The sequence below is a fragment of the Methyloversatilis universalis EHg5 genome (assembly GCF_000378945.1).
GTDB lineage: Bacteria > Pseudomonadota > Gammaproteobacteria > Burkholderiales > Rhodocyclaceae > Methyloversatilis > Methyloversatilis universalis_A.
This window is the reverse complement of sequence record NZ_KB900539.1, coordinates 1,249,553-1,270,916: the sequence shown is the minus strand read 5'-3', so window position 1 is coordinate 1,270,916 and position 21,364 is coordinate 1,249,553. Positions and strand designations below refer to the sequence as shown.

At 67.1% G+C, this 21,364-nt stretch carries 23 protein-coding genes; 7 read left to right on the top strand and 16 right to left on the bottom strand.

The genetic code is table 11. The annotated features are described in order from the left end of the window. Positions 1-7: 7 nt before the first annotated feature. From METUNV2_RS0105920 to METUNV2_RS0105880, 9 genes are read right to left on the bottom strand one after another with little or no spacing between them, the layout of a single operon-like run. Positions 8-829 (bottom strand): SDR family NAD(P)-dependent oxidoreductase, encoded by an 822-nt coding sequence (locus tag METUNV2_RS0105920; RefSeq protein ID WP_018228567.1) that lies wholly within the window; start codon positions 827-829, stop codon positions 8-10. Beyond that, a complete protein-coding gene (locus METUNV2_RS0105915; protein ID WP_018228566.1) occupies positions 829-1,359 on the bottom strand; it encodes a DUF3833 domain-containing protein in 531 nt (176 codons plus the stop codon). The genes METUNV2_RS0105920 and METUNV2_RS0105915 overlap by 1 nt, the downstream gene beginning before the upstream one ends. Then, on the bottom strand, positions 1,356-2,624 hold the full coding sequence (locus METUNV2_RS0105910) for an MFS transporter (protein ID WP_018228565.1): 1,269 nt from the start codon (positions 2,622-2,624) through the stop codon (positions 1,356-1,358). The genes METUNV2_RS0105915 and METUNV2_RS0105910 overlap by 4 nt, the downstream gene beginning before the upstream one ends. Further along, positions 2,621-3,145: a hypothetical protein gene (locus METUNV2_RS0105905; protein WP_018228564.1), complete on the bottom strand. Its 525-nt coding sequence runs from the start codon at positions 3,143-3,145 to the stop codon at positions 2,621-2,623. The genes METUNV2_RS0105910 and METUNV2_RS0105905 overlap by 4 nt, the downstream gene beginning before the upstream one ends. Beyond that, positions 3,145-4,359: an SAM-dependent methyltransferase gene (locus tag METUNV2_RS0105900; RefSeq protein WP_018228563.1), complete on the bottom strand. Its 1,215-nt coding sequence runs from the start codon at positions 4,357-4,359 to the stop codon at positions 3,145-3,147. The genes METUNV2_RS0105905 and METUNV2_RS0105900 overlap by 1 nt, the downstream gene beginning before the upstream one ends. Then, positions 4,356-5,123 carry a DUF1365 domain-containing protein gene (locus tag METUNV2_RS0105895; protein WP_018228562.1) on the bottom strand — a complete coding sequence of 256 codons (768 nt, stop codon included), beginning with the start codon at positions 5,121-5,123 and terminating at the stop codon, positions 4,356-4,358. The genes METUNV2_RS0105900 and METUNV2_RS0105895 overlap by 4 nt, the downstream gene beginning before the upstream one ends. After that, complete coding sequence (locus METUNV2_RS0105890; protein WP_026187915.1) at positions 5,120-6,403, bottom strand: NAD(P)/FAD-dependent oxidoreductase; 1,284 nt, start codon at positions 6,401-6,403, stop codon at positions 5,120-5,122. The genes METUNV2_RS0105895 and METUNV2_RS0105890 overlap by 4 nt, the downstream gene beginning before the upstream one ends. Before the next feature lie 60 nt (positions 6,404-6,463). After that, positions 6,464-6,976, bottom strand: coding sequence for a glutathione peroxidase (locus tag METUNV2_RS0105885; RefSeq protein WP_232415620.1), 513 nt, complete (start codon positions 6,974-6,976; stop codon positions 6,464-6,466). Positions 6,977-7,007: 31 nt separating this feature from the next. Continuing rightward, a complete protein-coding gene (locus METUNV2_RS0105880) occupies positions 7,008-7,280 on the bottom strand; it encodes a hypothetical protein (RefSeq protein WP_157281322.1) in 273 nt (90 codons plus the stop codon). 91 nt (positions 7,281-7,371) lie between these two features. On the opposite strand from METUNV2_RS0105880, the gene METUNV2_RS0105875 reads away from it, so the two are divergent. The 7 genes from METUNV2_RS0105875 to METUNV2_RS0105845 all read left to right on the top strand — a co-directional run bounded on the left by METUNV2_RS0105875 (position 7,372) and on the right by METUNV2_RS0105845 (position 14,363). Next, on the top strand, positions 7,372-8,277 hold the full coding sequence (locus METUNV2_RS0105875) for a MerR family transcriptional regulator (protein ID WP_018228558.1): 906 nt from the start codon (positions 7,372-7,374) through the stop codon (positions 8,275-8,277). Between the two features lie 136 nt (positions 8,278-8,413). Next, positions 8,414-9,244 carry a ferritin gene (locus tag METUNV2_RS0105870; RefSeq protein WP_018228557.1) on the top strand — a complete coding sequence of 277 codons (831 nt, stop codon included), beginning with the start codon at positions 8,414-8,416 and terminating at the stop codon, positions 9,242-9,244. After that, the gene (locus METUNV2_RS0105865; RefSeq protein WP_018228556.1) at positions 9,244-9,732 is read left to right on the top strand and encodes an adenylyltransferase/cytidyltransferase family protein; all 489 of its coding nucleotides are present in this window, start codon (positions 9,244-9,246) and stop codon (positions 9,730-9,732) included. The genes METUNV2_RS0105870 and METUNV2_RS0105865 overlap by 1 nt, the downstream gene beginning before the upstream one ends. 100 nt (positions 9,733-9,832) lie before the next feature. After that, on the top strand, positions 9,833-10,552 hold the full coding sequence (locus METUNV2_RS0105860; protein WP_018228555.1) for a c-type cytochrome: 720 nt from the start codon (positions 9,833-9,835) through the stop codon (positions 10,550-10,552). Next, positions 10,549-11,817: a c-type cytochrome gene (locus tag METUNV2_RS0105855; protein WP_018228554.1), complete on the top strand. Its 1,269-nt coding sequence runs from the start codon at positions 10,549-10,551 to the stop codon at positions 11,815-11,817. The genes METUNV2_RS0105860 and METUNV2_RS0105855 overlap by 4 nt, the downstream gene beginning before the upstream one ends. Positions 11,818-12,576: 759 nt before the next feature. Then, positions 12,577-13,458 carry an FxDxF family PEP-CTERM protein gene (locus tag METUNV2_RS0105850; RefSeq protein ID WP_018228553.1) on the top strand — a complete coding sequence of 294 codons (882 nt, stop codon included), beginning with the start codon at positions 12,577-12,579 and terminating at the stop codon, positions 13,456-13,458. Positions 13,459-13,529: 71 nt separating this feature from the next. Next, the gene (locus METUNV2_RS0105845; RefSeq protein WP_018228552.1) at positions 13,530-14,363 is read left to right on the top strand and encodes a PEP-CTERM sorting domain-containing protein; all 834 of its coding nucleotides are present in this window, start codon (positions 13,530-13,532) and stop codon (positions 14,361-14,363) included. A 102-nt stretch (positions 14,364-14,465) separates the two neighbouring features. Here METUNV2_RS0105845 and METUNV2_RS0105840 read toward each other — a convergent pair whose 3' ends face one another. From METUNV2_RS0105840 to METUNV2_RS0105810, 7 genes are all read right to left on the bottom strand, one after another. Continuing rightward, positions 14,466-15,263: an ABC transporter ATP-binding protein gene (locus tag METUNV2_RS0105840; RefSeq protein ID WP_018228551.1), complete on the bottom strand. Its 798-nt coding sequence runs from the start codon at positions 15,261-15,263 to the stop codon at positions 14,466-14,468. Positions 15,264-15,311: 48 nt separating this feature from the next. Continuing rightward, positions 15,312-16,226, bottom strand: coding sequence for a nitrate ABC transporter permease (ntrB, locus tag METUNV2_RS0105835; protein WP_018228550.1), 915 nt, complete (start codon positions 16,224-16,226; stop codon positions 15,312-15,314). 119 nt (positions 16,227-16,345) lie between these two features. After that, positions 16,346-17,629, bottom strand: coding sequence for a CmpA/NrtA family ABC transporter substrate-binding protein (locus METUNV2_RS0105830; protein WP_018228549.1), 1,284 nt, complete (start codon positions 17,627-17,629; stop codon positions 16,346-16,348). Positions 17,630-18,074: 445 nt separating this feature from the next. Then, positions 18,075-18,656, bottom strand: a complete 582-nt coding sequence (locus tag METUNV2_RS0105825; RefSeq protein ID WP_018228548.1) for an ANTAR domain-containing response regulator — start codon at positions 18,654-18,656, stop codon at positions 18,075-18,077. A 115-nt stretch (positions 18,657-18,771) separates the two neighbouring features. Beyond that, positions 18,772-19,947 (bottom strand): SpoIIE family protein phosphatase, encoded by a 1,176-nt coding sequence (locus METUNV2_RS0105820; protein WP_018228547.1) that lies wholly within the window; start codon positions 19,945-19,947, stop codon positions 18,772-18,774. Continuing rightward, complete coding sequence (locus METUNV2_RS0105815; protein ID WP_018228546.1) at positions 19,944-20,849, bottom strand: response regulator; 906 nt, start codon at positions 20,847-20,849, stop codon at positions 19,944-19,946. Before METUNV2_RS0105815 ends, METUNV2_RS0105820 begins: the two co-directional genes overlap by 4 nt. 100 nt (positions 20,850-20,949) lie before the next feature. Then, positions 20,950-21,321, bottom strand: coding sequence for a sirohydrochlorin chelatase (locus METUNV2_RS0105810; protein WP_036271298.1), 372 nt, complete (start codon positions 21,319-21,321; stop codon positions 20,950-20,952). Positions 21,322-21,364 lie beyond the last annotated feature (43 nt).

The window sequence follows — 21,364 nt, the reverse complement described above, 5'->3', positions numbered from 1 at the left end:
CGCACGCTCAAAGACCCGTCACCTTCCTGACTGCGGCGAAGTACAGCCGACCCGGCAGCAGGCGCAGAAGCAGCAGCCAGCGGGTGAAGCGCTTCGGGAAATGGATGTGGAAATCGCCGCGCCGCAGACCGGACAGAATGTGGCCGGCCGCCGCGTCCGGGCTGATCAGTGCCGGCATGTGAAAGTCATTGTTCGCGGTCAGCGGTGTCTCGACAAAGCCCGGGCACACCAGATGCACGCCCAGACCGCGCGGGTGCAGGTCCAGATACAGCGCCTCGGCGAAATTGATCAGGGCCGCCTTGCTGGCGCCATAGACCAGCGCCTTCGGCAGCCCGCGATAGCCGGCCACGCTGGACACGATGACCAGCGCACCGCTGCCCCGCTCCAGCATGGCCGGCAGCACCGCGGCGCAGCCCTGCATCACCGCCGCCACATTGGTGCGCAGGGTCGCATCGATATCGTCTGTCTCCAGTTCCCAGGCGCGCACCGCACGGTAGCGGGCCGCGACGAAGAACACCGCATCCACGCCGCCCCAGCGGGCCGCGATGTCCGTCGCCACACGCTGCAGCGCACCGGGTTCGGCCACATCGAGCGGACACAGGCACACCTGCGGCGACAGACCGGCCACATCGAGCGGACACAGGCACACCTGCGGCGACAGACCGGCCACTTCGGCGAGCCGGCCGGCGTCGCGTGCCGACAGCGCCACCCGGGCGCCTGCGCGTATCAGCCTGCGCGCCAGCGCGGCACCGATGCCGGTGGATGCACCGATCACCCAGACCCGCTTGCCGGCCCAGTCGGCCAGCGGCGGATTCAGCGGCCCGAACATCAGGGCGTACCGCGAGTGAAGGACAGCGTCACCTCACCCAGATGCACGCCGAACTTGCTCATGGCCGAGCGGTTGAGCATCACCCTGTCGTCGATCAGATACATCCAGTCGTCGAAATCGACGTTGTAGACCTTGTCGCCGACCGGCAGGGCCAGCACATAGCGCCAGCGCAGCGCATTGCCGCGTGCCTCGCCCTGCGCCTCGCCCACCACGTCGTCCGCCCGCCCGCTGTAGCGGCCGTCACCGAGGTGCTTCAGCGTCCACACCCGGCGGCTCCGGGTGCCGTCACTCCATTCGAACTGTTCGTCCAGCGTGCCGGTGTCCCCCTGCCAGCGGGCGTCGATTCGCACCACGAAACGCTTGATCACCTCGCCGCCGCGGTCCTGGAACATGCCGTGCCCGAGCACCGGCCCGTTGAAGTACTGCTTCAGATCCAGCACCGGGGTCTGCGCCGCGTAGCGTTCGACCGGAACACCGCCACAGCCGGCCAGCCCCAGTGCGGCCAGCAGCGCACATATCGTCTTTCTCATGCCTTCACTCCTTCGCTTCGATACAGGTCGCCCGCTTCAAGCCAGCGCATGGCCGGCCACAGCAGGCACAGCGCCGCCGCCTTCAGGCCGAGCGGCAGCAGCGCATAGACCGCGGTCAGCGCCGCTCGCCCGGCCTCGTCCTGAACACCCGGGCGGTAGCCGAGCAGGGCCAGTGCCGGCAGCGCCAGCCCGGCGGCCAGCGCCAGATTCAGTTTGGTGACCAGGGTCCAGACGCCGAAGGCGCCACCGGCCGGCAGCGCTTCGCGCCGATCGGCGATCAGCCCGGCCAGCAGCGCCGGCGGCAACGCCAGATCGGCGCCCAGCGCGATACCGGAGCCGATGCAGATGGCCATGAACAGCGGCGCATCACCGGCCTCCAGCGTCCACGCGCCGCCGAAGGCCGCGATCGCGAGCAGCATGGACAGCGCCCAGCAGCGGGCGCGGCCGAAGCGGTCGGCCAGCCAGGTCCACATCGGCAGTGCGGCGATGCCGGCCATGAAATAGAGCGCCAGAAACAGGCCCTCGCGCGCCGGCTCGACCAGCACGTCGGCAATGAAGAACAGCACCAGCGTGCCGGGTATGGCCGCGGCAATGCCGTTGAGCGCGAACACCGCCAGCAGCCGGCGGAAGCGCGCGTGCGCGGCGAGCTCGCGGGCGGTGTCGCGCAGCGGTGGCTGCACCGCCGCCGCGCGCGTATCCGGCACCCGGGTGAGCGTGAGCGCCGCCGCCAGCACAAGCCAGGGCAGCCAGTACAGCGTGGCCCGCCACAGCCCGGCGGGCGCCTGATCGGCCAGCAGACCGGGCGCGACCGAGGCGGCGACCACGCCAACCAGCGCCCAGCCCTCGCGCGACGCGACCAGCCGGGTACCCAGTGCCGGTGTCGCCGACAGTTCGGCGCCCCAGGCCCCGTAGTTGATGGTGGCCAGGCTGTAGCCGGCATAGACCAGCAGCAGCGCGCCGGTCAGCCAGAGCACCGGGTCGATGCCGGCCGCGGGCCGCACCAGGGCCGGCAGGCCGATGGCCAGCGGCAGCAGGCCTGCCAGCACCAGCACGCGGCGGCCGCGCGCGCGGTCGCTGAAGGCGCCGATCAGCGGATCGGCCAGCGCGTCGAGCAGCCGCGCCGCGAACAGCAGACCGCCCAGCAGCGCGAGCGACAGCCCGTAATGTTCCGCGTACAGCTTGGGGATATGCAGATAGACCGGCAGCGCAGCGGCCGCAAGCGGCGCGCCGAGCAGTCCATAGGCGGCGATTTCGCCGGTCTTCACCGGCCGCCGCCGGCCTCGGCCAGCAGACGTTCGCGCAACGCCGGCTCGCGCGTGCGCGGGTCCAGCCAGATCGCGAAGAAGGCGTCGGACAGCGCCCTCTCCTCGACCGCCGGCAGGCCCTTGCCCTGATGGAAGAAACGCGCGCTGCCGTCGGCTCGCTTCACCCCGGTGATCACTTCGCCGGCCTTCACGTTCGGGAACACGCTTTCGAGCACCGACTGCCAGCGCGCGAGCTTGCCCTCATCGCGCTCACCCAGGCGGCGTATCTCATCGATGCTGGCACGCGCCAGCCGCACGCCATCGAAGTCGCGCGCATAGCGCAGGCTCAGCGCAAAGCCCCCTTCTGCGCGGTACTGCCCGCCGCTGGCCCACAGCGTGGCGTCATACAGCTTGAGGCCGAACCAGCGCATTTCGCCGCTGCCCAGCGGCTTCGGGTCGTCCAGTAGCTCCGCAACGCCGGCCGGCGGCTGGGCGCAGACAGTCGCCGTCACCAGACAAAGCAGCCAGAGCAGTCGTCGCATCACGGCTTGACCAGATGGAACTGGTGCACGTCGATCGAGCCGGCACGGAAGCCTGCTTCGCAGTACGCCAGATAGAAGTGCCACAGCCGCTGGAAGCGGGGGTCGAAACCCAGCGCGCGCAGCGCGTCCGAGTGCTCGGTGACGCTGTCGCGCCAGCGCGCGAGCGTCAGCGCGTAATCCAGACCGAAGCGGAAATTCTGCTGCACCTTCAGACCCGCCTTTTCCGCCTGCCGGGTGAACACCGAAGGCGACGGCAGCATGCCGCCCGGGAACACGTACTGCTGGATGAAATCGGTGCCACGCCGGTAGCGCGGGAACAGTTCGTCCGCGATGCTGATGGTCTGGACCACTGCCTCGCCACCCACCCTGAGCAGTCCGCCCAGCTTGCGGAAATAGGTGGGCCACCAGCGCTCGCCCACGGCTTCCAGCATTTCGATCGACACGATGCGATCGACCTGGCCGCGCAGGTCACGGTAGTCGCGCAGTTCGAAGGTCGCGCGGTCGGCAAAGCCGCCGCGCTGCGCACGCGCCTGGGCCCACTCGAGCTGGGCCGGCGACAGCGTGACGCCATGCACCTGCGCCCCGAAATCGCGCGCCGCCACTTCGGCGAAGCCGCCCCAGCCGCAACCGATCTCGATCACCGGCTGTTCGCGCTGCAGCCGCAGCACGCGGGCGATGCGTTCGTACTTGGCGTGCTGGGCGGCCGCCAGATCCCGCTGCGGATTGCCGTCGAACAGCGCGCTGGAGTAAGTCATCGTGCGGTCCAGCCACAGCGCGTAGAAATCGTTGCCCAGGTCATAGTGGGCCATGATGTTGCGACGGCTGCCCGAGCGGGTGTTGGCGCGCGCCAGATGGCGCAGACGGGCCAGCGCCAGCGACAGCAGGTTGCCGTGCACCGCGCTTTCGAGCGCCTCGCGGTTCATCGCGAACAGCGTGAGCACCCGCGTCAGCTGGTCGCAGTCCCACAGCCCCTCGAACCAGGCTTCGCCCAGACCGATGTCGCCGCGCGCAATCACCCGCTCGAACACGCTCCAGTCCTTCACCCGCATCTCGACCGGTTCACCCTGGTGACCGAAGGACAGCATTTCGCCATTGGGCAGCGTCATCAGCAGCCAGCCGTGCTCGATGCGTTCCAGCAGCCGGCACACATGGCGGACGGCGGACGGCAGCACGCTGCGGCGTTCGAGGGCGATCAATGCGTCGGGCTGATTCATCGGGTCAGTTCCTGTACCGGAGGTTGCGGTTTGCGGAAGAAAGGCACGCGGGCGCGCCAGAGGTGGAAGGCCTGGACGTGGATGCGCGCCATCACCGCCAGCGTCATCAGCGGGTGGGCGCACAACGCGCGCAGCGCAGCGGCACGGCTCATCGCCGCAGCCCGGCCGGACAGCCGGGTGCGCAGGCGGCGACCGCCGTCGTCGTGGTAATCGATGGCCACCGCGTGCAGATCGCCGCGGCGGTCGAAACGGAAGCGGTAGTGACCGCTGACCGGAAAGAAGGGCGATACGTGAAACACCTTGCGGGTCTGCATCCACTCGCCGCCGGTGATCGGCCTGCCGTCCGGATGCGCGACCAGATAGTCGTGACGTTCGCCGAAGGTGTTGTTCACCTCGCACAGAACCGCGCGCAGCGCGCCGGCGCGGTCGTGGCAGAACCAGAAGCTGACCGGGTTGAACACGTAGCCGAACAGCCGCGGCATGGTCTGCAACACCACTTCTCCATCGGCACAGCCGAGGCCTTCACGCGCCAGCAGCGCACGTATCCACTGCAGCGGATGCGATCCGTCGCGGGCGCCGTGGTCGCGGTAGTGAAAGGACAGCGGCGCCCAGCGGTTCAGCGCCAGCATGGGCACCGGCTGCTGCTCAAGCCGGCTCAGCGCGATGCGCAGGAAGAACAGCCGGTAGGCGAAACGCGTGCGCACCGGCGTGGCACGCGCGTGCATCACCGCGCCGCGGCACAGGCTGACCGCCGGCTCGCTCACGCGCTCACCGCCTCGCTGCTGCGCAGCCACGGAATGTCGGCACCGAGGTGACGCGCAACCCGCACCGCCGACGACAGACCGTCCTCGTGGAAACCGTAGCCAGTCCAGGCACCGCAGAACCACAGCCGGTCGCGGCCCTGGATTTCCGGCAGTCGCTGCTGGGCGTCGATGGCCGGGCCATCGAACACCGGATGCGCATATTCGATGCGGGTGATCACCTTGGCCGGATCCGGCTCGACGAAGGGATTCAGCGACACCACCACCGGCTGCTGGAAGGGCAGCGGCTGCAGCCGGTTCATCAGGTAGGACACGCTGACCGGCCGGTCGTCCGGCGCCCCCTCGCCCGCCATGTAGTTCCACGACGACCACACCCGTCGGTTGCGCGGCAGCAGCGCGGTATCGGTATGCAGCACCGCCAGATTGGTCTGATAGCCGATGGCGCCCAGCAGCCGGCGTTCGGCCGCGCTGGCCTGATCGCCGAGCAGCTGCAGCGCCTGGTCGGAATGACAGGCGAGCACCACCTGGTCGTAGCGCTCGCGCAGGCCGCCGGCGTCGACCAGCACGCCGTCGGACACGCGGTGCAGCGCCTTGACCGCGGTGGCGCGCCGCACGTCACCCAGCTGCGAGGCGATGCGCTTCACGTACTCGCGTGAACCGCCGCGCACAGTCAGCCACTGCGGCCGGTCATTCACCCGCAGCAGACCATGGTTGTGGCAGAAACGGGCAAAGGTGGCCAGCGGGTAGGCCAGCATGGTGCGGGTCGGACAGGACCAGATGGCGGCCGCCATGGGCAGCAGATACCAGTCACGGAACGCGTCGCCGTAGCGGTGGCGCTGCAGGAAATCGCCCAGCGAAATGTGCTCTGCCGTGCCGTCCACCGCCTTCTGCGTGACTTCGGAATTGAAGCGCAGGATGTCCTGCAGCATGCCCCAGAAGCGCGGACGCGCCAGATTGGACGGTTGCGCGAACACGGTGGCGAGGCTGGAGCCGGCCCATTCGAGATCCGGCTGCCTAAGGCTGACCGCGAAAGACATTTCGCTGTCGGCAATCGGTACACCCAGCTGGGCGAACAGTCCGCACAGATGCGGATAGGTGGCCCGGTTGAACACGATGAAGCCGGTATCGACCGGATGGCTCACGCCATCGAGCGTTACGTCCAGCGTGTTCGAATGACCGCCGAGACGGCCCTCCTGCTCATAGAGTGTCACTTCGTGGCTTCGTGACAGCAGCCAGGCTGCGGACAACCCGGATATTCCGGCGCCGACGACGGCAATCTTCATTTTCTACCTCCGATGTCGGTCACTACCCGGAAACGGCGTATCCGGATGCAGCGGACCGCCCTATTTCGCGAGCGCCGCCTCGATCTCGCGCACCAGCACGTCCGAGTCAGGCGCGACATTGCTGGGGAAGGCCGACACGCTGCGGCCATCCCGGCCGATCAGGTATTTGTGAAAATTCCAGGCAGGTGCCGAGCCGGTCGCCTTGATCAGGTCGCTGTAGAAGGGCTCGCGTGGCTCGCTCCGGACGGCGGTCTTGGCGAACATCGGGAACTTGACGCCATAGGTCATGCTGCAGAACTCGGCGATGTCCTTATTGCTGCCCGGCTCCTGGTTGCCGAAATCGTTGGACGGAAAGCCGAGCACGGTCAGGCCGCGCGCGCCGTAGGTTTCCTGCAGTTTTTCCAGCGCCGCGTACTGTTTCGTGTAGCCGCACCGGCTTGCGGTATTCACCACCAGCAGCACGCGGCCGGAGAATTCGCACAGCGATCGGGGCTTGCCGTCGAGCAGGCCGGGAAGGCTGCGGTCCAGCAGCGTCGGGCAGTTGCCGGCCGCGTGGGCAGTCAGAGAGGTCATCAGCGTCACCAGGGCGGTCAGCAGGAAAAGATCAGCGCGTCGCACGGCTCACCTCGCAGCAAAGTGCCGCAGGTTCCACACCGGCCGGGGCGGACGGCGGGCTGATGCCGGTGGCTGCGCGGTGCAGACGGATCAGTTCGTCATTGCCGCCGACACGCGTGTCGCCAGGGCGCGCATCCACGCCCGGCGCACCGGCGCGCTGCCGGTCGGCGGGCTCGGCGTCCGAAGGCATGACCGCATGGAGGGCCGGGGCCAGCACGCAAGCCAGCAGGCCGAGGACGGAACGGGCACAGTGTTTTCTCATGATTGCCTCCCTTTTTGTCCTGGACAAAACAGGACTCAAGTCGTAATCTAGGACTCATGCGCGATCGTGTCAACGATTTGTCCAGGACAAAATGAATACCACTGCTTCGAGCCCGGCGCTGTCGACCATCGGTGCCGTGGAACGCGAAACCGGTCTGCTGAAAGACACGCTGAGGGTGTGGGAAAGGCGCTATGGCTTTCCCGCGCCGATACGCGATGAGGCCGGCGAGCGGCTCTATCCGCGTGACCAGGTCGATCGACTGCGCCTGATCTGCCGGCTGATGGATCAGGGCTGGCGGCCAGGCAAGCTGCTGGCGCTGCCGGCCGACGAACTTGACGCACTGATCGCCGCCGACCGCACGCGCCGGGCCCCGACGCTGCTGTCCGGAGAGCTGGTCGCCGCGCTGCGCGCGCACGATGTCGAGGCGCTGCGCCGCGGCTTCCAGGCCGCACTGCTGGAAAAGGGGCTGAAAGGCCTGATCACCGACCTGATCGCGCCACTGAACGTGGACATCGGCGAAGCCTGGCTGCGCGGCGAACTGGGCGTGCCGGACGAACATTTCTACACCGAGCAGCTGCAGACCTTCCTGCGCGGCGCCCTGGCCAGCTATCCGCGCCCGGGCAGGCCGCCGCGGGTGCTGCTGACCACCTTGCCGGAAGAAGAACACGGACTCGGCCTGCTGATGGCCGAAGTCATGCTGTCCGCCGAAGGCGCGCACTGCTGCTCGCTCGGTCCGCGCATGCCGGTGACCGACATCGTGCGGGCTGCGCAGACCGCATCCGCCGACGTGGTGGCGCTGTCCTTCAGCGCCGCCTTTCCGGCCCGTCAGGCACTGGACGGGCTGCGCACGCTGCGCGCCACGCTGCCGCCCTCCATCGAGCTGTGGGTGGGCGGCGCCGGCGCACCGGCGCGCTTGCGCGAAGAGCCGGGCATACGGCTGATGCGAGACATCGGCGAACTGCCGGACACCGTGTCCGACTGGCGCAGCCGCCACTGAGCCGGCACAAAGCCGCTTTTCCGTCGATCAACTGACACAGCCGCATGCTTGAATGAGTGCTCCGGGGCCGACCGGCGCGCTGTCATCGGCCTGTCTTTCGCTCGCGTACAATGTTTTTTTCTCAAGGAGCCGCTTCATGCTCTATCCCGAACTGTTCAAATCCCTGGAGTCGGCACGCTGGGACATGGCCAAGGACGTGCCATGGGACAGTTTCGACGCATCGCTGCTGTCCGACGAACAGGCGATGACGGTGAAGATGAACGCCATCACCGAATGGTCGGCGCTGCCGGCCACCGAAATGTTCCTGCGCGACAACCGTGACGACTCCGACTTCTCGGCCTTCATGTCGATCTGGTTCTACGAGGAACAGAAGCACTCGCTGGTGCTGATCGAATACCTGCGTCGCTTCCGCCCCGACCTGGCGCCGACCGAAGCCGAGCTGCACGAGGTGCGCTTCGAGTTCGACCCGGCGCCGGCGCTGGAAACGCTGATGCTGCACTTCTGCGGCGAGGTGCGCCTGACCCAGTGGTACCGCCGTGCGTCCGACTGGCATACCGAACCGGTGATCAAGCACATCTACGATCTGCTGTCGCGCGACGAGGCCCGCCACGGCGGCGCCTATCTGAAGTACATGAAGCGGGCGATCGACCAGGCCGGCGACGCCGCACGCGCCGCGTTCTCGAAGATCGGCATGCTGATGGCCGCCAGCGGCCGTGCCGGCAAACCGATGCATCCGACCAATCTGCACGTGAGCAAGGCGCATTTTCCGCGCGACACGGTGCAGTCGCGCCTGCCCGACCCCGAATGGCTGGAGCGCTGGCTGGACGAACAGATCCGCTTCGACAAGGACTGCGAGGCCCGCGTGATCGGCGGCATCCTGCGCAATCTGAGCTCGCTGTTCGGCGAAAGCTTCAAGACCGTGGGCGACCTGAACCGCTTCCGCAAGCAGTACGCCGGCGCCGCCTGATGCGCGGCGGCCTGCCGGCTTTCGAAGCCAAGATCTGCCCGCCGGATGAAATCGTGGCGCGTCGCGCGGCGCTGCCCGGCCCGGTGGTGTTCACCAACGGCTGTTTCGACATCGTGCATCGCGGCCACGTAACCTGCCTCGCGCAGGCGCGGGCGCTGGGCGGCGCGCTCATCGTCGCGCTGAACACCGACGCGTCGGTGCACCGCCAGGGCAAGGGCGACGACCGGCCGGTCAATGCGCTGGAAGACCGCGCCGCGGTGATCGCCGCGCTGGAATCGGTCAGTCTGGTCACCTGGTTCGACGCCGACACGCCGCTCGACCTCATCAACGCCTGCACGCCGGACGTGCTGGTCAAGGGTGGTGACTGGCCGGTGGAGCGCATCGTCGGCGCGACCGAGGTGCTGGCGCGCGGCGGGCGGGTCGAATCCATCGCCTTCGAGCACGAACGGTCGACCACCGCGCTGCTCCGCAAGATACGCAGCCTGTAACCGCTGTGGCGCGCCTCATCGGCTCATAACCCGGCGGTCCGGGCGCCCCGGCTCGGGCAGCGCTTATCATGCAGCCGGACTTCACGCTGCCCGCTTCGCCATGAACCGCATCTCCATCGCATTAACCACCCGCGCGCTGTTCGGTCTGTTCGCGCTGTCGGCCGCCACCGCCTTCGCCGCCCCCGGCGAACACCCGGACATCGATCTGCGGGTGAAAGCCTGTACCGGCTGCCATGGCGCGGAAGGCCGCGCAGCGGCCGACGGCTACTACCCGCGCATCGCCGGCAAGCCGGCCGGCTATCTGTACAACCAGCTGGTGAACTTCCGCGACGGCCGCCGCCAGTACCCGCTGATGAGCGGGCTGCTGCAGACGCTGACCGACGATTACCTGCAGGAAATCGCCCGTCATTTCTCCGCGCTCGACCTGCCCTACCCGCCGCCTGCCCGCAGCACGCAGAAGCCCGCGGTGCTGGCGCACGGCGAACGGCTGGTACGCGACGGCGACCCGGCGCGCGACATTCCGGCCTGTGCCAGCTGCCACGGCAGCGCACTGACCGGCGTCGCGCCGGCCCTGCCCGGCCTGCTCGGCCTGCCGCACGACTATCTGGCCGCCCAGCTTGCCGGCTGGAAGAGCGGCATACGCCATGCACATGCACCGGACTGCATGGCTGAAGTAGCGCGGAAGCTGAACGCTGAAGACATCCAGTCGGTGGCCCACTGGCTGTCGTCACAACCGGTCAGCCTGGGCGGCAAGCCTGCCGCCGCGCTGGAAAAGCCGCTGCCGATACGCTGCGGTGGCGTGACGGAGGCCGCGCGATGAAACGTCTCGCCCTGTCTGTTCTCGTCGTCACCGCGCTGGCCACGACCGCTGTGTATGTCGCACTGAAGCCGGCGTCGGATACCTCACCCGCCTCGCCGTCCACGGATGAACCGACCGCCCTGGTCGCGCGCGGTGAATATCTGGCGCGGGCCGGCAACTGCCTCGCCTGCCACACCGCGCCCGGCGGCACACCCGGCGCCGGTGGCCGCGCGATGGACACGCCTTTCGGCACCCTCTACACCAGCAATCTCACGTCCGACGCGAAAACCGGCCTCGGCCAGTGGTCGGCGGACGATTTCTGGAACGCGCTGCACGACGGTCGCGGCCGCGACGGCCGGCTGCTCTACCCGGCTTTCCCCTACACGAACTACACCCGCGTCACCCGTGCCGACGCCGACGCACTGTTCGCCTGGCTGCAGACCCTGCCTGCGGTCGACCAGCCGAACCGGACGCACGCGCTGCGCTTCCCCTACGACACCCAGGCGGCGCTGCTGGCCTGGCGCACGCTGTATTTCAAGCCGGGTGTGTTCCAGCCGGATGCCGGCAAGCCCGCCGAATGGAACCGCGGCGCCTATCTGGTGCAGGGTCTGGGCCACTGCAGCGCCTGCCACGCGCCGCGCAATGCGCTGGGCGCCAGCACCGACCCGGACGCGCTGGCCGGCGGCCTGATGCCGGGCCAGAACTGGTACGCGCCGTCGCTCGCCTCGCCGCATGAAGCATCGGTCGCCGACTGGCCACAGGCCGAAGTGGTGGCGCTGCTGCGTGACGGCGTGACGCCGCACGCGACCGCTGCCGGCCCGATGGCCGAGGTGGTGTTCGGCAGCACCCAGCATCTGTCGGCCGCCGACCTGGACGCGATGGCGGTCTATCTGAAAGCGCTGCCGCAGACCCGGCCGGTGAAGAGCGACTTCGCCGGCGTGCAGGACGAACTGCGGCGCGAACGCGGCGCGCAGCTGTACGCCGACCAGTGCGCCGACTGCCACGGCGAGCGCGGCGAAGGCCGGCCCGGCGTGTGGCCGGCTCTGGCCGGCAACCGCGCGGTTTCGATGGACCCGCCGGCCAATGCCATCCGCACCGTGCTGGGCGGCGGCTACGCGCCGGCCACCCGCGGCAATCCGCGCCCCTACGGCATGCCGCCGTTCGCCGCCTCGTTGAGCGATGACGACATCGCGATGGTGGTGTCGCACATCCGCGGCAGCTGGGGCAATAGCGCGTCGCCGGTCAGTTCGGTCGACGTGCAGCGGCTGCGCGGCAACCTGCGCTGAGCCGTTAAGGCCCGGGCCAGCCGGGCGCTGACAGGCAACAGAAGGGCGGCTACGCCGCTTTGCGCGTCGCTCTTCTGCCTCAGCCTGCCGACTTCTGCGTCGGCAGGCATTTTCGCACTCGACGCTATCCGGCCGAGGACAGTTCTCGCGAGCGGCGCGGCTGCGACAGGAGCGGCCGCCTTCGGCCAACAGGGCATCGTTTGAGGACTGCGTCTGCGTAAGGCCGGATGTGTCCTCCGCAGTGTGTCGCCCAGGCAACCGAGCGCATGAAAGAGCCGGCCGCGCGATCGCGGTCAGTCCGCCGCGCGAGGCCGGCTACCCGATCACCACGCGGATGTCATCCTCCGTCTGCACCGGCAGTGGCTGTCAACACCTGCGGGAAACCGTCCCGTAGCGAATCGTCACACCTACGCCTCCCCGCACTCGTGCTGCGCGCGTTCGCCGACGCACGCGCGCACCCGCCCGCGCACCACGAAGGAATACGCCCCCTGTGGTCCGTCGCCCGCATGCGGCTGCCGATGTTGCAACGCCACGGAAGTTTCCGACAGTCGACCGTCCGCGCAGAACGGCGTGTGGCCGAGCTCCGACCCCTGAAAATCGGGAAAACATCCCTGTTTCCGCACCGGCCTTCCGGGTCAAATCTGTCGGGCATTCGGCAGGGTGGGTGTAGGAATTTTTCCTACATCCATGCAGGGCATGCAGCGCCGCATGGATTGTCCCTCACCCGATTGCTTCACCCATCAAATACACGGAGGTCTCATGAAAAAGACTGTCATCGCCGCGTCGCTGGCCCTGATGGCGATCACCGGCAGCGCGCAGGCAGGCGATTTCTTCTCGCTGCCGACCAACCTGAGCACGCTCACCCCGGGCAATGGCGGCCTGATCAACGGCGCCACCAACCCCGCAGCGGATCGCCTCCATCTTGACATCGAGTCAAAGAAATACCTTGCCGGATATGACGATGACCGCGAGTGGAGTGCAGATCCGGAGCTGAGGGGCTCGGGTAATGTGATCGCCGAGAAGATTGCCTACAAGGCAGTCAGCGGCGGCATCACCACCGGAATCGGAACGCTGACGCTGCTGGACTGGCGTGTCACCACCGGCGTGCCGCTGCTGCCTGACGAACCGCAGGCGACCATCTACGACTTCGTCTATCGCGACAGCCGTGACAACGCGCTGGTGTTCGGCACCCGCTACCTGAACCTGGTCGATAACAATCAGGAGGTGAATTTCCTCTACCGGTACGGCTTTACCGGCTACTCGACCGCGGCCGCCTGGACCTTCCTGACCGACAGCGATCTGCGCCAGTATCAGGCCGGCGCGACATCGTCGACGTCCACCTCGAATCTGGGCCTGCCTTATGACCCGGACGCCGTGCGGCAGCGCGGCGACTTCAGCGTATCCGAGGAGAACCCCTGGAGCGGCCTGTTCCTGGTCAAGACCAATGCCACCGCCTACACGCTGGGCAACAAGGCGATCGGTTACTTCCAGGCCGGTGAAGAAGGTCAGTCGCCGGCCGGCGGCTTCATCGGCGGTTTCGTGCCGACCCCACCGGTGCCCGAACCTGAAACCTATGCGCTGATGCTGGCCGGGCTCGGCCTGATCGGCCTGGCCGCACGCCGTCGCGCACAGCGCGGCTGAAACCTTCCCGGCGCGCGGGCCCGCCTCCCCCTCAGGCCCGCACACTCAAAACGATCAGAGGAGTCATCACAATGAAAAAAACGCTCATCGCCGCCGTACTGGCCAGCCTGTCCTTCGGCACCGCGCATGCGGCCTCGGTCACCCTGACCTTCGACTACATGGCCACGAACCTGCTGGGCAGCTTCGCATCGGCCTCCGGCGGCAGCGCCGTCACGGTCGGCACGCTGACGCTGACCGACCTGTCGGACCTCAACCTGGGCGACGGCGAGACCGGTGTGCGTTCGACGCTGACGCTGAACGGCCTGAACCAGTTCTCGTCCGGCACCGGTTCCATCTTCATTTCGTCCTACGAACTGAACTTCCCCGGTACCAGCATCGCCGGTCCCGGTGAGTCCGAACTGTCGTCGGCTACCAACGGCGTGAACTGGCGCTATGTCAGCGGTCTGAACGTGAACACCGCGCGTGGCGGCGGCCCGATCGAATTCGCGGAGAACGGTGCGACCAACGGCTGGGGTGCGGTGACCGGCGATCCGGCCTTCGAACAGGAAATCAACTACGTGGCTGGCGCCTTCGTGAATGGCACCACCTCGACGATCGACTTCCTGAATGGCGAAAGCGGTTACAACGGCTTCTCGGTTGCATCCTTCCTGGCCAACCCGGTCAAGAACACCAATGGCGCACTGCCGGATGCCTACGCGTGGATCCGCATCCGCTCCACCGGCGGTGGCATCGCCACCGGCAACAACGGCAACTGGTGGGAGCCGGCGGTGAGCAATGCCGCAGGCGGCCGCCTCGACGTGCTGGCGCTGGCTCCGGTGCCGGAGCCCGAAACCTACGCCATGATGCTGGCCGGTCTGGGCATGATCGGCCTGTCGGCTCGCCGCCGCATGCGCGGTCAGCGGTAAGACGGGTGCCGGCCTCATGGCCGGCAGCCAGAAAGCAGACGGCCCGGAGCGATCCGGGCCGTCTGCTTTCCAGGGTGCGTTTGGGGTGCGTTGAACGCCTGCTCAGGCCGCCTTTTTCACCTGCTTCTGGTACAGGAATTCCAGCAGCGCGGCGCGGCAGTCGACGAAGTCCCGGTCGTGCGCCAGCGCCAGACGGTCGCGCGGACGGGCGAGATTCACCGGCAGGATTTCGCCTATGGTGGCGGCCGGGCCGTTGGTCATCATGACGATGCGGTCGGACAGCAGCACCGCCTCATCCACGTCATGAGTCACCATCACCACGGTGGCGCCGGTCTTCTCCATCACGCCATTCAGCTCGTCCTGCAGGCTGGCCCGGGTGAGTGCGTCGAGCGCGCCGAAGGGCTCGTCCATCAGCAGTATCTTGGGTTCCATCGCGAAGGCGCGGGCGATGCCGACCCGCTGCTTCATGCCGCCGGAGATTTCGTGCGGATACTTCTGCAGCGCGTGGCTCATGTGCACCATTTCGAGCGCGGCCTCGGCGCGCGCCTTCAGCTTGCCCTTGCCTTCCTTCTTGCCGAACACCCGCTCGACCGCCAGCAGCACGTTCTCGAAACAGGTGAGCCAGGGCAGCAGCGAGTGGTTCTGGAACACCACGGCGCGCTCCGGCCCGGGGCCGGCGATTTCCCGACCGTCACAGATGAGACTGCCGGCGGTCGGCAGCGTGAGGCCGGCGATCAGGTTCAGCAGCGTGGATTTGCCACAGCCGGAATGGCCGATCAGGCTGACGAATTCGCCTTCGGCAATGTTCAGGTCGATGTTGCGCAGCGCGATGAACTTGCCCTTCTTGGTATCGAAGCTCATGCCGGCGTCTTCGACCTTGACGATGGTCTTCTTGCTCATGGTGATCTCCTGTCGGGCCGGCCGGGCCGGCCCGTGATGAAGGTGGACTCAGCTGTTGCCGTACGAGAAGCGGCGGGCCAGCAGCAGCAGCGCCTGTTCGAGCAGCAGGCCGACGATGCCGATGATGAAGATGGCGATGATGATGTGCTCCACCTTCAGGTTGTTCCACTCGTCCCACACCCAGAAGCCGATGCCCACGCCGCCAGTCAGCATTTCCGCGGCCACGATCACCAGCCAGGCGGTGCCGATGGACAGCCGGATGCCGGTGAGCATGTAGGGCAGCACCGAGGGGAACAGGATCTTGGTGACGATCTTCCACTCGTCGAGGTCGAGCACGCGGGCCACGTTCATGTAGTCCTGCGGCACGCGCTGCACGCCGACCGCGGTATTGATGATCATCGGCCAGATCGAGCAGATGAAGATGGTCCAGGTCGCCGCCGGGTCCGCCTGCTTGAACACCAGCAGACCGATCGGCAGCCAGGCCAGCGGACTGACCGGGCGCAGCAGCGAAATGACCGGGTCGAACATCGCGTTCATGAAGGCGAAGCGGCCGATGATGAAGCCGAGCGGAATGCCCACCAGCGCCGCGAAGCCGAAGCCGATACCGACGCGCTGCAGCGATGACAGCACGTTCCAGCCGATGCCCATGTCGTTGGGTCCGTTGTTGTAGAACGGGTCGGCGAACAGCACCTTGGCCGCGTCCCACACCGCAAGCGGACCGGGAATGCTGCCGCCCTTGGCGGCCAGCAGCGCCCACACCGCGATCAGCAGCGCGATGCCGGCAACCGGCGGAAACACCGCCTTGAACACCGCCAGCAGGATTTCTGACAGCGGCGTGCGCGGCTCGCTGGGGCGGGCGGGCGCAACGGCCGGTCCGGCTTCATTGGCGGCCTGAACCTGAGCCACCGGCGGTGACGACGGCATGGACACGATCTTGTCCGAACTGATGCTTGCTGCACTCATGGAGAACTCCTTTCCCGCGAAGGCCGGGCATGGACCCGACCTTCGCCCGCCCCGCGACGCGCGGCCCCGGGGTGGTCAGTAAGAGACGACCGGTGCGGGCGCTGCCCGCACCGTCCGCATCAGGCGTGGATCTTGAAACCGGCGGCGTACTTCTTCGGATCCTTGCCGTCCCACACCACGCCGTCGATCAGCTTGTGGCTGCGCATGTCGCTCTTGGGCAGCGCCACGCCGGCAGCGGTCGCAGCCTGACGGTAGATGTCGGTACGGTTGATCGCCTTGGCCACGGCCAGGTAATCCGGATCGTCCTTGAGCAGGCCCCAGCGTTTGTGCTGGGTCAGGAACCACATGCCGTCGGACAGGTAGGGGAAGTTCACCGCGCCGTCGTTGAAGAATTTCATCGCGTTCTTGTCGTCCCAGCTCTTGCCGAGGCCGTTCTGGTAGCGGCCCAGCATGCGCTCCAGGATGACGTCCATATCGGTATTTACGTAGGACTTGGAGGCGACGGTTTCCGCGGTCTTGCGGCGGTTGGCGAGCGAGGCGTCGATCCAGCGGCCGGCTTCGAGGATGGCCGAAGTCATCGCCCGTGCGGTGTTCGGATACTTGCTTACCCACTCGGCGGTGGTGCCGAGGATCTTTTCCGGGTGATCGACCCAGATGTCCTGGGTGGTGACCGCGGTGAAGCCGATCTTGTCGATGATGGCGCGGTTGTTCCACGGCTCGCCGACGCAGTAGCCGTCCATATTGCCGACGCGCATATTGGCCACCATCTGCGGCGGCGGCACGGTGATCACCTTCACGTCCTTCATCGGGTTGATGCCGTTGGCCGCGAGCCAGTAGTACAGCCACATGGCGTGGGTGCCGGTCGGGAAGGTCTGGGCGAAGGTGTATTCGCCCGGCTTGGCGGCGATCAGCTTCTGCAGGCTGGCCCCGTCGGTCACGCCCTGATCCTTCAGCTTGTTGGCGAGCGTGATGGCCTGGCCGTTGTTGTTCAGCGTCATCAGGTTGGCCATGTCCTTCTTCGGCCCGCCGATGCCCATGTGCACGCCATAGACCAGGCCGTACAGCACGTGCGCGGCGTCCAGTTCGCCATTCACCAGCTTGTCGCGCACCGCCGCCCACGACGCTTCCTTCGACGGAATGATCTTGATGCCGTACTTCTCGTCGAACTTCTCGACCGCCGCCATCACCACGCTGGAACAGTCGGTCAGCGGGATGAAGCCGATGCGCACTTCCTTCTTCTCGGGTGCGTCGGAACCGGCGGCCCAGGCCGCCGAACGTACGCCGGGGGGCACCATGCTCATCAGCGAAGCTCCCACACCAAGTGCGGCGCCCTGCTTGAGAAAGCTGCGGCGGGTTGCACTGGTGTCAATGACGCTGTCTGCCTGCTTCGGATGCTCAGCCATTGTGTTCTCCGTAGGTTCATGATCGATTCCAGAATGAAAAAAGGGTGTGCATCCACGGCAGAGAAGCCGGTTGGATGGACACCCTTGTCCCTTGAGGAGGCTTCCCGCCTCGCTGGCCGCAACGTCGTTGTTACGCCTTGTCACTCCAATAGCAGGGCCTGTGCCAGCGTCGGACAAAAGATGAAAAAACGTTACCTTTCATGCACTTGAAAACAAACCCGGAAAACCACTCCGGTTTCCTGCGCGTGAGGGCGCGCACTTGTGCGGTGCAAGAAGCGTCGGGCTCCGCACCATGACGAAACGATCGGCATCACGGCGTGATGCTGTCGGGGGAACGGGCGTGCGCACGGCCGCGCAGCCGTCACGATGAGCGGCGCCGCGGAATGCGGACAAGCAGGCAGGCAGACGGGGAATGGCCGGCGCGCGAACAGCAGCGCGGGCGCGACTAGCCGAGCAGGCGTGCGGTAGCGATGAAGTCTTCGGACACCGCGGATATGGTCTTGCCACGCTCCATCGCGAGCTTGCGCAGCGTGTGGTAGGCGGCGTCCTCATCGATGCCGCGCAGCTTCATCAGGATGCCCTTGGCGCGATCGATGGCGATGCGGTCATTGAGCTTCTGTCGCGCCTCGTCGCGCGAGCGGCGCAGTTCCTGGTGTTCCTCGAAGCGGGCCAGCGCGACATCGATCACCGGCTTGATGCGCTTGGGTTCCAGCCCATCGACCACATAGGCCGACACGCCGGCCTTCATCGCGCGGCGTATGGTCTTGCTGTCGGAATCGTTGGCGAACACCACCACCGGACGTGGCATCTCACGGTCCATCGCCGCCATGTTCTCCAGCGTGTCGCGCGAGGGCGAGTCGGTCTGGATCAGGATGACGTCCGGCTTGATTTCCTCGACCTTCATGTGCAGGTCGTAGGCGCTCGACAGCACCGCCGCCACCTGATAACCGGCGCAGGCGAGCCCGGCGCAGATTTCGGCGGCGCGTTTGCGTGATTCGTCGACCACCAGCACATTGAGGACAGCCATATCGGCACGGACGGAGAGGACTTCGGTCCGGGTACGATGCAATCACCGTGCCAATGCTGTCTGTCCGACCCACCCGGCGCCCGGACCGCGCGGATCCGGGCGCCAGGCGCGCTGTTCATTCGAGATCGATCATCATCAGCGACACGTCGTCATGCGCCAGAGCACCGTCCAGATGCACGGTCAGCGCGTCACGCACCGAATCGTGGCGCCGCGACGGGGCTGCGTCACGCAGCGTCGCCTCCAGCCGCTGGCTGCCGAAAGCTTCGCCCAAACGATTGTGCGCCTCCAGCAGACCGTCTGAGCACAGCACCAGCTGGTCGCCTGGCGTCCAGCCGAAACGCTGCGGCGGCACGTTGGCGGCGTCGTCCACATCGATGCCCAGCGGCAGGTTCATCGACCCGAAGCGGGCGTTCACCAGTCCGCTGCGGTCCAGCAGCAGCACTTCCGGCGTGCCGCCCACCCACACCTCGCCTTCGCTGCCCTCGATACGCACGATGGTGGCGGCAACGAAACGGCCGACCGGCAACGTCGTGCTCAGGTGGCGGTTGATTTCACTGGCCATCAGGCCGAGCGACAGGTTCTTCTTGGCCATGCCGAAAAACACCTGCAGCACCGGCAGCACGCTGATCGCGGCTGCCAGACCGTGGCCGGTGGCGTCGGCCAGCAGCGCGTAGAGCGCGCCGGACGGCGAATGCGACACCGCGACGATGTCGCCGGAGAACTGCGCGGTCGGCGTGACCGAATAGCGCACCCGGCGATCGTTCACCGCCTTGCCCTGCACCTGGCGCTCGATCACGTGGCGCGCGAACTCGATTTCCTCCTCCTGCTCGGCGCGGTAGTTGGCCATGCTCGCGTGCATCGTGAGCTGGCGACCGCAGTTGGCGAGCTTGGCGGTCAGGATGGCGAAATTGATCGGCTTGGTCAGGTAGTCGTCCGCCCCGGCCTGCAGGCCGGCAATCATGTCGGTGTCGTCGGAACGCGCGGACAGCAGCAGGATGGGCAGGAAGGTGTCGGCCGCCAGGCGACGCAGCTGGCGGGTGGCTTCCAGACCGTCCATGCCGGGCATCACCACGTCCATCAACACCACGTCGGGCCGGTAGGTGCGGTAGGCCTGCACCGCACCGGCGCCATCGGACGCCTCGATGCAGCGATGACCGAGCCGGCGCACCAGCGTGCTCACCGTAGCCCGGCCGATCAGCGTGTCGTCCACCACCAGCACCGTCATCTGGCGCGGTGCGACCTGTGCCGGCGACGGTTCGGCGCCGGCGTGCATGACTGCCTGCATGCTCATTTCACCTCCACCGTCGCGGTAACCACATTGCCGCAGCCCTGATATTCCAGAGACCGGAAACACAGCTGGCGCGCCATCGCGATGCCACGACCATTCGGATCGAAAGCACGGCTGGGGTCGAAATCGAGGTAGCGGACGAATTCGAAGCCCTCGCCTTCGTCGCTCACCGTGTAGCGCACACTGCCGGCCGTACGCTCGACCCGCAGGCGGGCGCGGCGATCGGCATAGGCGGGCAGGCCAAGGCGGCGTTCCACCTCTTCCTGCCAGCGATCCTCCATCCGCAGGCGGGATTTTTCGGCATAGCTGATGGCCAGGTTGCCGTGTTCCACCGCATTGATCAGCAGTTCGCTCAGGCCCATCACGATGTTTTCCGGCTCGGGCGCGGTGAGCGAAGCCAGCGCGGCCAGCTGGCCGGCCTGTTCCAGCGTGGCGAATTCGAATTCCGCCAGTTGCAGCGAACCCATGGCGCGGCGCATGCCGTCAACCTGGATCTGGATTTCGCGGTTGCGGCGCGCTTCTTCCAGCGCCGTCTTGACGATGGCCAGCAGCGCGTCCGGTTCGTAGGGCTTGGTGAGGTAGTAGCGCGCGCCGGCCGCCAGACCTTCGCGTACCTGGTCCGGCGTGGCTGCGGCAGTCTGCATGATGACCGGCAGACCGCTCAGGCGCGGCGTGCGACGCACCCGGCGCAGCAGCTCCATGCCATCCAGACGCGGCATCATGCGGTCGAGCACCAGCAGATCGAATTCGCGCCCGGAATCTTCCAGACACTCCCAGGCTTCGATGCCGTCCCGCGCCATGGTCAGATCGTAGCCATGGCCGTCCAGATATTCGCCGATGATTTCCAGATTGAAAGGTTCGTCATCGACAACCAGTATCCGGGCCGGTGCTGACAGGCTCACCATGAAATCACGCTCCGCTGAGAGGGACGTGGAAGCCTGAGAAAGTTTCGGCTCCCGCACGTCGAACACACTAACGGCAGCCGACAGGCCGCCTTGAGCGCACTCAGTCGTCGAAGGCCGCCCGCGCGACTTCGGCCATCACCGCCTGCACCCGTGCATCCTCACCGACCGCCACCGCCAGATCGATGCGCAGCGACGGATGGGCGGCGCGCACCGCGTCGATCTGCGCCGGCAGGTCGCGCCGCACATGGCCGCTCTGGGCGATGAACATCGGCAGCACCGCAATGCGGCTGACGCCGTCGGCCACCAGCCGCGCGCAGGCCTGTTCCAGCGTCGGTTCGAGGAATTCAAGAAAGGCCAGTTCGACCCGCGGCGCGCCGGCACCGCCCGCCACCCGTGCCGCCACCTCGCGCAGCGGGCGCGCCCATTCCGGATCGCGTGATCCGTGACCGAACAGCACCAGACCGTGACTCACCACGTGTTCTCCTTTGCGCCGCAGCAGGACCGCAAGCACCATC

Excerpts from the sequence above, each read along its gene's own strand:
- METUNV2_RS0105920 (WP_018228567.1), bottom strand. The coding sequence starts at position 829 with ATGTTCGGGCCGCTGAATCCGCCGCTGGCCGACTGGGCCGGCAAGCGG.
- METUNV2_RS0105915 (WP_018228566.1), bottom strand. The coding sequence starts at position 1,359 with ATGAGAAAGACGATATGTGCGCTGCTGGCCGCACTGGGGCTGGCCGGC.
- METUNV2_RS0105905 (WP_018228564.1), bottom strand. The coding sequence starts at position 3,145 with ATGCGACGACTGCTCTGGCTGCTTTGTCTGGTGACGGCGACTGTCTGC.
- METUNV2_RS0105900 (WP_018228563.1), bottom strand. The coding sequence starts at position 4,359 with ATGAATCAGCCCGACGCATTGATCGCCCTCGAACGCCGCAGCGTGCTG.
- METUNV2_RS0105890 (WP_026187915.1), bottom strand. The coding sequence starts at position 6,403 with ATGAAGATTGCCGTCGTCGGCGCCGGAATATCCGGGTTGTCCGCAGCC.
- METUNV2_RS0105885 (WP_232415620.1), bottom strand. The coding sequence starts at position 6,976 with ATGACCTCTCTGACTGCCCACGCGGCCGGCAACTGCCCGACGCTGCTG.
- METUNV2_RS0105880 (WP_157281322.1), bottom strand. The coding sequence starts at position 7,280 with ATGAGAAAACACTGTGCCCGTTCCGTCCTCGGCCTGCTGGCTTGCGTG.
- METUNV2_RS0105875 (WP_018228558.1), top strand. The coding sequence starts at position 7,372 with ATGAATACCACTGCTTCGAGCCCGGCGCTGTCGACCATCGGTGCCGTG.
- METUNV2_RS0105870 (WP_018228557.1), top strand. The coding sequence starts at position 8,414 with ATGCTCTATCCCGAACTGTTCAAATCCCTGGAGTCGGCACGCTGGGAC.
- METUNV2_RS0105865 (WP_018228556.1), top strand. The coding sequence starts at position 9,244 with ATGCGCGGCGGCCTGCCGGCTTTCGAAGCCAAGATCTGCCCGCCGGAT.
- METUNV2_RS0105860 (WP_018228555.1), top strand. The coding sequence starts at position 9,833 with ATGAACCGCATCTCCATCGCATTAACCACCCGCGCGCTGTTCGGTCTG.
- METUNV2_RS0105855 (WP_018228554.1), top strand. The coding sequence starts at position 10,549 with ATGAAACGTCTCGCCCTGTCTGTTCTCGTCGTCACCGCGCTGGCCACG.
- METUNV2_RS0105850 (WP_018228553.1), top strand. The coding sequence starts at position 12,577 with ATGAAAAAGACTGTCATCGCCGCGTCGCTGGCCCTGATGGCGATCACC.
- METUNV2_RS0105845 (WP_018228552.1), top strand. The coding sequence starts at position 13,530 with ATGAAAAAAACGCTCATCGCCGCCGTACTGGCCAGCCTGTCCTTCGGC.
- METUNV2_RS0105840 (WP_018228551.1), bottom strand. The coding sequence starts at position 15,263 with ATGAGCAAGAAGACCATCGTCAAGGTCGAAGACGCCGGCATGAGCTTC.
- ntrB (WP_018228550.1), bottom strand. The coding sequence starts at position 16,226 with ATGAGTGCAGCAAGCATCAGTTCGGACAAGATCGTGTCCATGCCGTCG.
- METUNV2_RS0105830 (WP_018228549.1), bottom strand. The coding sequence starts at position 17,629 with ATGGCTGAGCATCCGAAGCAGGCAGACAGCGTCATTGACACCAGTGCA.
- METUNV2_RS0105825 (WP_018228548.1), bottom strand. The coding sequence starts at position 18,656 with ATGGCTGTCCTCAATGTGCTGGTGGTCGACGAATCACGCAAACGCGCC.
- METUNV2_RS0105820 (WP_018228547.1), bottom strand. The coding sequence starts at position 19,947 with ATGAGCATGCAGGCAGTCATGCACGCCGGCGCCGAACCGTCGCCGGCA.
- METUNV2_RS0105815 (WP_018228546.1), bottom strand. The coding sequence starts at position 20,849 with ATGGTGAGCCTGTCAGCACCGGCCCGGATACTGGTTGTCGATGACGAA.